Annotated in this window: 9 protein-coding genes and 4 pseudogenes; 9 read left to right on the forward strand and 4 right to left on the reverse strand. The window is 65.9% G+C overall.

Going from position 1 to position 11,524, the window contains the following annotated elements:
* A pseudogene (locus ASG62_RS26590) lies at positions 1-99 on the forward strand (IS481 family transposase); the annotation flags it as partial.
* 630 nt (positions 100-729) lie between these two features.
* Here the strand turns inward: ASG62_RS26590 and ASG62_RS27885 are convergent.
* Positions 730-903 (reverse strand): annotated as a pseudogene (locus ASG62_RS27885) (tyrosine-type recombinase/integrase); the annotation flags it as partial.
* A 423-nt stretch (positions 904-1,326) separates the two neighbouring features.
* On the opposite strand from ASG62_RS27885, the gene ASG62_RS15885 reads away from it, so the two are divergent.
* From ASG62_RS15885 to ASG62_RS27255, 7 genes and pseudogenes are all read left to right on the forward strand, one after another.
* Positions 1,327-2,220 carry a dihydrodipicolinate synthase family protein gene (locus ASG62_RS15885; protein WP_056698767.1) on the forward strand — a complete coding sequence of 298 codons (894 nt, stop codon included), beginning with the start codon at positions 1,327-1,329 and terminating at the stop codon, positions 2,218-2,220.
* Positions 2,221-2,228: 8 nt separating this feature from the next.
* Positions 2,229-2,921 (forward strand): GntR family transcriptional regulator, encoded by a 693-nt coding sequence (locus ASG62_RS15890; RefSeq protein ID WP_056698769.1) that lies wholly within the window; start codon positions 2,229-2,231, stop codon positions 2,919-2,921.
* 82 nt (positions 2,922-3,003) lie between these two features.
* The gene (locus ASG62_RS15895; protein ID WP_056698773.1) at positions 3,004-4,362 is read left to right on the forward strand and encodes an ABC transporter substrate-binding protein; all 1,359 of its coding nucleotides are present in this window, start codon (positions 3,004-3,006) and stop codon (positions 4,360-4,362) included.
* A 50-nt stretch (positions 4,363-4,412) separates the two neighbouring features.
* Entirely contained in the window at positions 4,413-5,357 is a 945-nt protein-coding gene (locus tag ASG62_RS15900) for a carbohydrate ABC transporter permease (RefSeq protein WP_056698777.1), read from the forward strand.
* 5 nt (positions 5,358-5,362) lie between these two features.
* On the forward strand, positions 5,363-6,181 hold the full coding sequence (locus tag ASG62_RS15905; RefSeq protein ID WP_056698780.1) for a carbohydrate ABC transporter permease: 819 nt from the start codon (positions 5,363-5,365) through the stop codon (positions 6,179-6,181).
* 28 nt (positions 6,182-6,209) lie between these two features.
* Positions 6,210-7,310, forward strand: coding sequence for an ABC transporter ATP-binding protein (locus ASG62_RS15910; RefSeq protein ID WP_056698783.1), 1,101 nt, complete (start codon positions 6,210-6,212; stop codon positions 7,308-7,310).
* A gap of 126 nt (positions 7,311-7,436) precedes the next feature.
* Positions 7,437-8,131, forward strand: a pseudogene (locus ASG62_RS27255) (DDE-type integrase/transposase/recombinase); the annotation flags it as partial.
* Here ASG62_RS27255 and ASG62_RS27260 read toward each other — a convergent pair.
* A pseudogene (locus ASG62_RS27260) lies at positions 8,126-8,359 on the reverse strand (ArsR/SmtB family transcription factor); the annotation flags it as partial. The pseudogenes ASG62_RS27255 and ASG62_RS27260 overlap by 6 nt on opposite strands.
* 129 nt (positions 8,360-8,488) lie before the next feature.
* Between ASG62_RS27260 and ASG62_RS15920 the strand changes: the two are divergent.
* Entirely contained in the window at positions 8,489-9,394 is a 906-nt protein-coding gene (locus ASG62_RS15920; protein WP_056698786.1) for a DMT family transporter, read from the forward strand.
* A 26-nt stretch (positions 9,395-9,420) separates the two neighbouring features.
* Here the strand turns inward: ASG62_RS15920 and ASG62_RS15925 are convergent, their stop codons facing one another.
* Positions 9,421-10,215: an SDR family NAD(P)-dependent oxidoreductase gene (locus ASG62_RS15925; protein WP_056698790.1), complete on the reverse strand. Its 795-nt coding sequence runs from the start codon at positions 10,213-10,215 to the stop codon at positions 9,421-9,423.
* A complete protein-coding gene (locus tag ASG62_RS15930) occupies positions 10,212-11,366 on the reverse strand; it encodes an SGNH/GDSL hydrolase family protein (protein WP_057180499.1) in 1,155 nt (384 codons plus the stop codon). The genes ASG62_RS15925 and ASG62_RS15930 overlap by 4 nt, the downstream gene beginning before the upstream one ends.
* Positions 11,367-11,524 lie beyond the last annotated feature (158 nt).

An 11,524-nucleotide genomic window follows, 5' to 3' on the forward strand; every position in this document is an offset into this window, starting at 1 on the left:
GGCCTGACGCCCTACGAATACATCGCCAAAATCTGGACGTCAGAGCCACAACGGTTCATCCTCAATCCGATCCACCAGATGCCGGGACTGAACACCTAGCGTATTCGCGACTACTTGCCGACCTCCTTTGAACGTGTCATCGTCTATCTTCTTATGGCCGACATCGAGCCCGATCTCAACGCGCTGATCGTCAAGGCCGTGGCGCCATCGCCGCCAGAGCACGCCTCAACGCCTGATCTGATCCGCTGCCGCTAAGTGCCGCTCCGGGCATCAGCGGCAGCCTACCCCTCATCATCGCCGCAGCCGCTTTAGCGCTGGCGCAGCGCATGGGAAAGCAATGTCCATGGCCAACATCACCGAAGCGAAACTCTCAAGCCAGCAGGTGCACGGTACACCGACCTGCGTCGCCGCCGTTCGGTCCGCCGCTGCCCCGCGGTCGCTTCAGTCTGTCCGCACCCTCGCTGTCCGCCCGCGTCGCCAAGAGCACCCTCGACACAGCCCCTGGAGGCCGAAGCTTCCAGCGAGCCATCGCACGTTGACGACCCCGCCCTAATCGTCGGCCTGTCGCTGTGGACCGCCCCGCGGCACGAGCGCTAGGTTGCAGCGGTTGCCGCTCGGCGCGATGGGAGCGTCACCCATCGCTTTATGGTCGTACTTGCCAACCACCTGCGCCGCCATGCAGATGCAGGCGACCCGACATGCCGCCTCGTCCTCGACTGGCTGGCGGGCAAGGGCCTCATTGACGGCCCGCACCGTGCGCACAGCGACCTTGGCGTAGAGCGCGGTGGAGTCTAGCTTGGCGTGACCGAGCAGAGCCTGGATCGCGCGGATGTCGACGCCGTCCTCCAAAAGATGCGTTGCAAAGGAATGGCGCAGCGTATGCGGCCCGACGCGTTTGGGGATCTAGGCTGCAGTGTGGCCGAAGCTCTTTCTGGACGGATTCGCCAAAGACTCCTTGGGGCTCGCGCCCTGTTCGAGAATCGGTCGGATTTCGAGTTCCGGCTGATCGAGCTGGAAAAGACCGCCATGGCCATTTCCGCCCGGCAGGCCCCGGCGAACTCGCCTTCGGCAAGGATCAGGCCGTGTGCGACGGCAATCACGCCAAATATAGAAAACTCGAATGGAACCCGTACGCGTGCCATGCAGACGGGTAACGGCGCTCGTCCTGACCAACGTGATCGCCTTTTCCCGAACATCCATCGCGACCTCCTTCGGGGGAGTGTTGCGGCGACCGATTGAATTCACCTCCTCGATCATTCCTCCGACACGTTGACATCATGCTGACATGTTAGCTATTCGTAGCTGAACGCAAAGCGGGAGTGCAGTATGTCTCGAACCATTTTCGGCTTGTCCGCGGCTCTGGCGACGCCTTTTCATGCGGATGGCTCGATCGACACCGCGAAAGCGGCCCGCCATGCGGCCTGGTGCCTCGCCAATGGCTGCGCCAGCGTGACGCTGTTCGGCACGACGGGCGAGGGCGCCTCCGTCTCCGCCGCTGAGCGCAACACCGTGCTCGATGCATTCCAGGCCGCCGGCATCGAGGCCGGAAAGATCGTCGCCTGCGTCATGGCGAATGCGAGCGGGGATGCGCGCGACCAAACGGCGGAGATCCTTCGTCGCGGCGGGCGCAGCGTGCTCCTTGCGCCGCCCTCCTATTTCAAGAACCCGACCGAGGACGGCGTCTTCGCCTGGTTCTCGGAGGTTCTCTCCGCCCTCGGTGACGAGGCACGCGGCATCATCCTCTACAACATCCCGTCCGTGACGGCAGTGGAACTCTCTGTCGCGCTGGTCGGACGACTGCGCGAGGCCTTTCCTCGCGCCATTGCGGGCGTCAAGGACTCATCGGGCAACTGGACCTATACGCAGGCGCTGCTCGCTGCCCACAAGGATATCGCCATCCTCATCGGCGACGAGCGCAGCCTCGCCGCCGGCATCCGCATGGGTGCGGAGGGCGCGATTTCCGGCATGGCCAACATCATGCCGCAGCGCCTGTCAGCACTCATCGCATCAGGTGAGGACGATGCCGATCTCGTCTCGCTCGTCGAGGCCGTCGTCTCGCAGCCGGTCATCCCCGCCGTGAAGGCGCTGATCTCCGCGCGTACCGGCGAGTCCGAGTGGCTGCGCGTGCGCCCGCCGCTCGTCGCGATCTCCGATGCGGCGGCCGGCTCGCTCACCTCGGCCCTGGCGCGCCTTCAGCCCGCCTCCGCCGCAGCGGCTTGAGCAAGGCGATGGAGGCCGGTACCGTTTCCGTGGAGGGTGGCCGAGGCCGTGAGGCCGACCCGCTCAAGCTACGCGAGCGCGCTTATGAGAGCTTCATCGAAGGGCTCCTGGCGCGCGAATTCGTGCCGGGGCAGTTCCTTTCGCAGCGCCAGCTCGTCGCGCGAACGGGCCTGCCGCTCGGCGCGATCCGAGAGATCATCCCGCGCCTGGAATCGGAAGGATTGCTGACGACCGTGCCCCAGCGCGGCATCCAGATAGCCCATGTCGATCTCAACCTCATTCGCGAGGCCTTCCAATTCCGCCTGTTCCTGGAGAAGGAGGCCGTCGCACTCTTTACCGTTTCGGCCTCCGATGCAGTGCTGGCCGAGCTTCGTCGCGAGCACGAGGACATGCTGGCTCTGGCTGAGCAGCGCGTTCTCACCAAGGAAGAGGAGGCCCGGGCGCAAGCGATCGACTGGCACCTCCACGACACGTTCGTCGATGCGCTCGGCAACGGCATCATCTCTTTGGCCTACCGCGTCAATTCTGTGAAGCTGCGGCTGATCAATCAGGATCGCTACCGTATCGACGGGCGCGTTCAACCGGTGATGCGCGAGCACTTGAAGGTGATCGAGGCAATTGAAAGCCGCGATCCGCAGAAGGCCTCGCAGATGATCGCGGAGCATATCGACAGTGCAAGGCGGCTCGCCCTCAACGTCTGAGGCCGTATCGCCGAGGAGACCGGAGGGTGGAGAAGCGTCGAAGAGCGCCCTGCCCGAACCAACTGAAATGGGAGGATTTCGCATGTCCCTTGATCGCATCGCCCGTTCCCCGGCCGAAGGCCTGTCCCGTCGCCGCTTCCTGGCGGCAGGCGTCGCCATGGGCGCGCTCGCCGCAAGCGGCCTCGGACCGGCCTTCGCGCAGAGCGCCGTCGACTGGAAGAAGCACGCCGGCACCACGCTGGAAGTGAACCTCATCAAGTCGCCGCGCGGCGACATCCTGCGCAAGTACCAGTCCGAGTTCGAGGAGCTGACCGGCATCAAGGTCAATTCCGAAGCGACGCCCGAGCAGCAGCAACGCCAGAAGGCCGTGATCGAGCTGACCTCCGGACGGCCGAGTTTCGACGTCGTGCACTTGAGCTTCCACGTCCAGAAGCGCCAGTTCGAGAAGGGCGGGTGGCTCGCTGATCTCTCGGGCTTCCTGAAAGACCCCACGCTGACGGAAGCCACCCTCAACGAGGCCGACTTCGCGCAGGCCGGCATGCAGTACGCCAAGGACAAGGAAGGCACGCTGCGGGCGCTGCCCTTCTCCGTGGATTACTGGATCGTCTACTGGAACAAGGACCTCTTCGCCGCCAAGAGCCTTCAGTACCCCGAGACCTTCGATGCGATGGTGACGGCGGCGAAAGCCCTGAAGGACGACGAGGCCGGCACGTCCGGTTTCGTCGCGCGCGGCATGAAGAACGCCAACACTCCGGTCTGGACCGCGTTGATGCTCGGCTACGGGCAGAAGGCGGTGGGCGACGACGGCGTGCTGAACACCGATGGCACCGAGGCTGTCGCGGCTGCCGCGATCTATCAGGACCTCATGACCAACACCGCGCCGCGTGGCGCCACCGGCTTCAACTGGGCGGAGTGCCAGTCGGCCTTCCTCCAGGGCAAGGTCGGCATGTGGCTCGATGGCATCGGCTTCGCGGCGCCCCTGGAAAATCCGGAATTGTCGCGCGTCGTTGGCAAGGTTGGCTACGGCGTCATGCCGGCCGGTCCCGCGACGCGGGCGGCGCCGACCTTCGGCGACGGGCTCGGCGTGACGGAGGCGTCCCAGAAGAAGGAGGCGGCCTACCTTTACTGCCAGTGGGCGATCTCCAAGGAGATGGGCGCGCGCCTCTTCCAGGCCGGCGCGGGCGTTCCCTTCCGCAACTCGATCGTCAATGATCCGGAGGTGCTGGCCGGCGTCTCCATGCCCAAGGACTGGGCGACCGCCGTCTCGCAATCGGCCAAGATCAGCCAGATCGCGCTGCCGGTCATCGTTCCCGTCACGGAGTTCCGCGACGTCTATGGCGTGGCGCTGACCAACCTCCTCGCCGGAGCGGACGCGGCGGCCGAGCTCTCCAAGGCGACCGAGCAGTTCAAGCCGATCCTGGCGCGCAGCGAGGCCTCCTGAGACCCCTTCCGGGTCTTCGGCATCGTCCTGAAGCTTGAGGAGGAGGCGCAATGAGCGCGGTGGCAACGAGATCTTCAGCGGACGGGACGGCGGACGGCGTGGCGGCGAAGCCCGCCGCCCCGCGACGCGCCAAGCGGCATGGGCCGAGCTACTGGCCCTTCGTGGCGCCGGCGCTCGTCGTGGTGGTCGCGGTCATCCTCTTTCCGTGGGTCTTCACGATCTGGATGAGCGCCAACGAATGGACGCTCGGCGGGGCGCAGACCTTCGTCGGCTTCGACAACTACATCCGCCTCGCCGGCGACGCGCGCTTCTGGGAATCCATGAGCCACGCGCTGGTCTACACCGCGCTTTCGGTGATCGCGCCGCTGATCCTCGGCACGTTCGCCGCCGTCCTCTTCGATTCCAACATGCCGATGCGCGGCTTCCTGCGCGCCATTTTCGTCATGCCGATGATGGCGACGCCGGTCGCCATCGCGCTGGTCTGGACGATGATGTTCAACCCGCAGTTGGGCGTCCTCAACTACCTCCTGAAAAGCACCGGCCTCCCCGAGCAATCCTGGATCTACGACCAGTCGACCGTGATCCCCTCGCTCGTCCTCGTCGAGACCTGGCAGTGGACGCCGCTCGTCATGCTCATCGTGCTGGGCGGCCTCGCCTCCCTGCCGCGCGAGCCCTACGAGGGCGCCGAGATCGACGGGGCTAACGCCTGGCAAAAATTCCGCTTCATCACGCTGCCGCTGATCGCGCCCTTCATGATGGTCGCCGTCATCATCCGCTCGATCGACGCCCTGAAGAGCTTCGACATCATCTTCGCGATGACGCAGGGCGGGCCGGGCACGGCCTCGGAGACGATCAACATCTATCTCTACAACGTCGCCTTCGCTTATTACGACATCGGCTACGCCTCCGCGATCGCGGTGGTCTTCTTTGTCGTCATCATCGCCATGTCGCTCGTCATGCTGCACCTGAAGCAGCGCACGAAATGGAACGGGTGAGGGCCATGACCATGAAGCGCTTCGCCAACAAAGCAGGCCTCGCCTTTCTCGGGATCGTGCTCGTCTCGCCCGCCGTCTTTTTCTTTCTCTGGATGCTCTCGCTCTCGCTGAAATTCGAAGTCGATAACGGCGCCTATCCGCCGATCTTCATCCCGGAACGCTTCGCCTGGACGAACTACACCAAGATCTTCGCGGAGAACGACTTCCTCCTCTATTTCTGGAATTCGCTTCTCGTCACCGGCACCGCGACGCTTCTGGCGCTGCTCGTCGGCGTGCCCGCCGGCTACGGCATCGCGCGGCTGCGGGCGAACAAGGCGGCGATCGTCATCATGATCGCGCGCATGACGCCGGGCCTGTCCTTCCTCATTCCGCTCTTCCTCCTCTTTCAGACGGTCGGCCTTCTCGGCACGCTCTGGCCTCAGATCGTCATCCATCTCGTCGTGACCGTGCCGATCGTGATCTGGGTGATGATCGGTTATTTCGAGACGACGCCGATGGAGCTCGAAGAGGCCGCCGTGATCGATGGCGCGACGAGCTGGCAGGTCTTCTTCAAGGTGGCGCTGCCGATCGCCCGGCCGGGCATCGTCGTCTCGCTCATCCTTTCCGTCATCTTCTCCTGGAACAACTTCGTCTTCGGCATCGTGCTCGCCAACCGCGAGACGCGCACGCTGCCCGTGGCGGTCTACAACATGCTTTCCTTCGAGCAGGTGAGCTGGGGCCCGCTCGCGGCCGCCGCCATCGTCGTCACGCTGCCCGTCCTCGTCCTCACCCTCTTCGCCCAACGCCAGATCGTCGCCGGCCTCACCGCGGGCGCGGTGAAGTGAGCGGCCGGCCCTCCAAGGATTCTTGCTCATGGCATCTGTGACCATCCGCAACGTGAAGAAGAGCTTCGGCGCCCTCGCCACGATCCACGGCGTTTCGATCGACATCGCCGATGGCGAGTTCGTCGTCCTCGTCGGCCCGTCCGGCTGCGGGAAGTCGACGTTGCTGCGCATGCTGGCGGGGCTGGAAGAGATCAGCGGCGGCGAGATCCTGATCGGGCCGAGGGTCGTCAACGACCTTCCCGCCAAGGAGCGCGACATCGCAATGGTTTTCCAGAACTACGCGCTCTATCCGCACATGAATGTCGCCGACAATATGGGCTTCGCGCTGAAGCTGAAGGGCGCGGACAAGGCCGAGGTAGAGCGGCGGATCAAGCCGGCGGCCGATATCCTGGGCCTCACACCACTTCTCGACCGCTTCCCGCGCCAGCTCTCGGGCGGCCAGCGCCAGCGCGTCGCCATGGGCCGGGCCATCGTGCGCGACCCGCAGGTCTTCCTCTTTGACGAGCCGCTCTCGAATCTCGACGCCAAGCTGCGCGTCTCCATGCGCTCGGAGATCAAGAACCTCCACCAGCGCCTCGGCACCACGATCGTCTATGTCACGCACGACCAGATCGAAGCCATGACCATGGCGGACAAAATCATAGTTATGCGAGACGGCCGCGTCGAGCAGGTCGGCGCGCCGCTCGAACTCTACGACCGGCCCGCCAACACCTTTGTCGCCGGCTTCATCGGTTCGCCCTCGATGAACTTCGTACATGGCCGCGTCGAGGAGACCGGGGCCGGGCAAGGCGGCGCCTTCGTCACGCCCGAAGGCCATCGCCTGCCGTTGCCCGCCGGCCTTTCGCCGGTCACGCCAGGCGAGATGACCTATGGCGTGCGCCCCGAACACGTGCGCATTGCCGATGGCGGCATTCCCATCGAGATCGAGGTGGTGGAGCCGACCGGCTCGGAGGTCATGGTCGGCGCCCGCCTGGGCGGCCAGCCTATTTCCTGCCTTTTTCGCGACCGCCTGTCGCTCCGCCCCGGCGAGCGCATCCCGGTCGCCTTCGAACAGGCCTCCAGCCATATCTTCCAGCGCGACACGGGCCTGCGAATCCGCACTCAGGCGGAAGGCGCGGCGCGTCACTGAGGCGATGTTCTCTGATTTCGTTTGTCGTTTCGGAACAACCGGTTTCCACTTGCCTCTGACAGACTCTACATGTCTGATCCGAGGTTTTGATGGTGCAGACTTTTCACAGGAGTGGAAGGAGGCACTATGGGCAAGGCTCACCACGCAAGCGCCACGACGACTGCGGCAGTCCGTCGAGCGATACAGCATAGTCAAGAGAGCCTCAGAGCGCTTGCCAGGCGCTACGGGATCAATCCGAAGACCGTGGCTAAGTGGAAGGAGCGGACCTCGACGGCCGATCGCAAGACAGGCCCGACCGAGCCAAAGTCGACAGTGCTGTCGGTCGAGGACGAAGCCGTCATCGTAGCCTTCCGGCGCCATACGCTGCTGCCGCTCGACGACTGCCTCTAAGCGCTGCAGCCGACGATCCCCCATCTGACGCGGTCACCGCTGCACCGCTGTCTTCAGCGTCATGGCATTTCTCGTCTGCCCGATGTCGAGGGTGACAAGCCCGTCTGGAAGAAGTTCAAGCGCTACCCGATCGGATGCTTTCACGTCGATATCACCGGGGTGCAGACGGCCGAGGGCAAGGTCTCCCTCTTCGTGGCCATCGATCGCACGTCCAAATTCTCCTTCGCCCAGCTGCATCTCTCAGCCGGCAAGATGGAAGCGGCCCAGTTCCTGCGCGGTCTGGTGGCGGCCGTCCCTACGTCATTCACACTGTGCTGACCGACAACGGCATCCAGTTCACCAGCCGGGCCTTCGAGTGGAACGGCATCGAGCATCGCGTGACCAAGGTGAAGCACCCCTGGACCAACGGCCAGGTCGAGCGGATGAGCAAGGCGGACATAGCGCTGGCGGCCCTGACGCTCGACGGCGACGAGGCCGCCTTCCGTCAGCCGGGCAATGTGGCCGCTCGCCGTCTGTGCGGTGACGCCGGCATGGGCGGCGAGTTCGCCCGCCGTCAGCGCTTCACCCGACATCAGCGCAGCCAGCATGTTGGCGCGGGCGGGATCGCCCATCAGGAAGGCGGCTTCTGCGATGGTGTTGCCGGTCGGACGATCGATCATGGGCGGGGAGGATAGGCTGGGCGGGCTGGCTTGTCAGGCGGCGAGGCTTCGGCCAAGACCGAAGCATCTTTTGCGAGCGCAACGCTAAGCCCCGCCGGCACCTCGCTTCCTCCACCCGAAAGCCCCGACATGGCGGATCACCAGCCGCGCCTTCTCGTCAGCCTCGCGATGCTCCTCGCCCTCGCCACGCTCTGGGGCGCGTCCTACACGTTCATCAAGGTCGGCGTTGCCACCATCCCGCCGATCACGCTGATCGCCGCGCGCACGCTGATCGCGGGCGGGCTGCTCGTGGTGATCCTCCGGATGCGCGGTCTTCGCCTGCCGACGGACGGGCGCAACACCAAGCGCTTCCTGATCCAGGCCTGCCTCAACTCCGTGCTGCCCTTCACCCTCGTCGCCTGGGGCGAGCAGCATGTCGATGCCGGGCTCGCCGTGATCCTGAACTCTCTGACGCCGGTCTTCGCCTTCCTCATCAACGCGCTCGTCACGCGCCACGAGACGGTGACCGGTCCAAAGATCTTCGGGGTCGTCGCGGGCCTCGTCGGCATCTGCCTCGTGGTAGGGCCGGCCGCCCTCAACGGGTTCGGCATGGCGCTCACCGCACAGCTCGCCATCGTCTTTGCCGCCGTCGCCTATGGCGCGGCCGTGACCTTCGGGCGCACGTTCAAAGATCTCGATCCGATGATGCCGGCGGCTGGCTCGCTGATCTGGGGTGCGGCGATCCTGATCCCGGTGAGCCTCGTCGTCGACCGGCCCTGGACGCTGGAGCCCTCGCAGGCCTCGATCCTCGCGCTCCTCGCCCTCGCCGTCTTCTCCACGGCGCTGGCCTTCGTGATCTACTTCACGCTGCTCCAGCGCCTCGGCTCGGTCGGTACGACGGCGCAGGCGTATCTCCGCGTGCCGATCGGCGTCGGCATCGGCATCCTCTTCCTCGGTGAGGTGCCGCAGCCCTCCGCCTGGATCGGTCTTGCCTTCGTGATCGTCAGCGTCGTCGCCATGACGCTGCCCGCGGGACGACGCGTGCGCCCCGCCTGATGTGTTGGTTCGACGTGGCTTCGCCGTCAGGCGATCGTGTCGACCACGCCGCCATCGACGCGCAGCGCCGCTCCGGTCGTGGCGGAGGCCTGCTGTGAGGCGACGTAGACGCAGAGGTTGGCGACCTCTTCCACGGTGGCGGCGCGCTGGATGATGGAGGTGGAGCGGTGCGCTTTCACGAAGTCGGCCGCGACCTCCTCGAGCGGCTTGCCGGTTTTGGCGACCTCGCCGGCCAGCATCTCGGCGACGCCCTCCGACAGGGTCGGGCCGGGCAGGATGGCGTTCACGGTCACGCCGGTTCCGGCCATGCGCTTGGCGAGGCCGCGCGAGAGGGCGAGGTCGGCGGTCTTCGTCACGCCGTAGTGGATCATGTCGGCGGGAATGTTGAGGCCGGACTCCGAGGACAGGAAGAGGACGCGACCCCAGCCCTTGTCCTTCATGCCCGGCAGATAGGCGCGTGACAGCCGCACGCCGGATAGGACGTTGACCGCGAAGAAGCGCTCCCACTCGGCATCGGGCGTCTCGAAGAAGTCCTGCGGCCCGAAGATGCCAGCATTGTTGACGAGGATGTCGACGGCCGGAAGGGCGGCGACGATCGCATCGCAGCCCTCGGCCGTGCCGACATCGCCCGCGACGCCGCGCACGTCCGCATCGGGTGCTGCGCTCTTGAGCCTGGCGACGGCCGCTTCGGTGCGAGCCTTGTCGCGACCGTTGAGGACGGTGCGGGCGCCAGCCTTGGCCAGACCCAGCGCGATGGCGAAGCCGATGCCGGCGGTGGAGCCGGTGACGAGGGCGGTCTTGCCCGAGAGGTCGATCTTCATGGCGTGTCTCCGAGGATGGTGTCGAGGTCGATGGCATCCGCCATCGCCTTGTTGCCGGGATCGCCGGGATGAAGGCGGTCGCCGCTGTCGTAGGACGGCAGGAACTGCATCGGGTCCGCCGGGTCGGCGAGCAGCCGGTCGAAGTCCGCGACGGCATCGAACGTGCCGGACGTGCGGATCCAGTCGTTGATGCGCCGTCGCAGGGCGTCCTTGTCAGCACTGTAGTAGGTGGCCTCCAGCGGCGTTCCGGGAAGGGCGCCGGCAAAGGGCGGAAGCGTCGCGCCGACGATCCTAACGCCATGCGCGCGAGCGCGGGCGGCGATCTGGCGATAGCCTGCCGTCAGGCGCTCGAAACTCATCGGCGGCTCGCCGGGCGCGAAGGGTGTGCCCGGCCAAGCGATGTCGTTGATGCCGAGCATCAGGATCAGCGTGCGGATCTTCGGCTGGGCGAGGACGTCTCGGTCGAGCCGGGCGAGCGCGTTCGCGCCCATCCGGTCGGACAGGAGCCGCGCGCCGGAGATGCCGGCATTGACGACGGCGATGCCTTCGGGCGCGGCGCGGGCGGCGAGATAGTCCGGCCAGCGCGTGTCGGCGCCGAGCGCCGCGCCGGCGCCGTCCGTGATGCTATCGCCGAGGACGACCACTGTGCCTTTCGCCTCCGGCGCATCGACGAGGATGTCGGACAGGAAGAGGCGCTGCGTCAGCGTCTCGCCTGCCGGCAGGTCGGTATCCTTGACATGCAGGCCTTCGACCAGCCGGGACTCGGCCTTGCCGTCCCAGTGGAAGGTCTCGACAGGAACCTCCTCGGCGAAGTTCAGGCTCACCGCCAGCGCCTCGCCGGCCTCGACCTGCATCTTAACGGGATCGCTGAGGATCGAGGCGCCGGGCAGGATCGTGCTCTCGGCCTCGCCTCCGAAGGTCAGAGCCCGGTCGCTCGAAGGTTCGATCGTCATGCCGCCCGTTGAACGCGCCAGATGCGTCGCCGCGATCTGCACCTCGCTGTGTCCATCATCGTTGGACAGGCGGATGCGGACCGCTGTTCCGCCGATGCCGATCCGGGCGACCTGCCGGAGCGTGCGGTTCTTCAGCGTCGCCGGCACGTCCGTCGGAAACAGGAAGTCGGCGCTCCAGACGGGCTGCGGGCTTGCCATCCAGGCGGGGACCCAGTCGCCGGCGGAGGATGGGGCGGGGCTTGAGAGAAGGATCGCTGCGGCTAGGCCGGATCGACATTCAGCCCAACCAGAGCATGGCGCCGGCCAAGTGGACGAAGCCTTTGAAGTGGATGGTGCGGCGGTCGTAACGAGTAGCG

Origin of the sequence: Aureimonas sp. Leaf427, from assembly GCF_001425485.1 — a bacterium.
Classification (GTDB): Bacteria; Pseudomonadota; Alphaproteobacteria; order Rhizobiales; family Rhizobiaceae; genus Plantimonas.

Coding starts and splice junctions, on each gene's coding strand:
- ASG62_RS15885 (WP_056698767.1), top strand. CDS start 1,327: ATGTCTCGAACCATTTTCGGCTTGTCCGCGGCTCTGGCGACGCCTTTT.
- ASG62_RS15890 (WP_056698769.1), top strand. CDS start 2,229: ATGGAGGCCGGTACCGTTTCCGTGGAGGGTGGCCGAGGCCGTGAGGCC.
- ASG62_RS15895 (WP_056698773.1), top strand. CDS start 3,004: ATGTCCCTTGATCGCATCGCCCGTTCCCCGGCCGAAGGCCTGTCCCGT.
- ASG62_RS15900 (WP_056698777.1), top strand. CDS start 4,413: ATGAGCGCGGTGGCAACGAGATCTTCAGCGGACGGGACGGCGGACGGC.
- ASG62_RS15905 (WP_056698780.1), top strand. CDS start 5,363: ATGACCATGAAGCGCTTCGCCAACAAAGCAGGCCTCGCCTTTCTCGGG.
- ASG62_RS15910 (WP_056698783.1), top strand. CDS start 6,210: ATGGCATCTGTGACCATCCGCAACGTGAAGAAGAGCTTCGGCGCCCTC.
- ASG62_RS15920 (WP_056698786.1), top strand. CDS start 8,489: ATGGCGGATCACCAGCCGCGCCTTCTCGTCAGCCTCGCGATGCTCCTC.
- ASG62_RS15925 (WP_056698790.1), bottom strand. CDS start 10,215: ATGAAGATCGACCTCTCGGGCAAGACCGCCCTCGTCACCGGCTCCACC.
- ASG62_RS15930 (WP_057180499.1), bottom strand. CDS start 11,366: ATGGCAAGCCCGCAGCCCGTCTGGAGCGCCGACTTCCTGTTTCCGACG.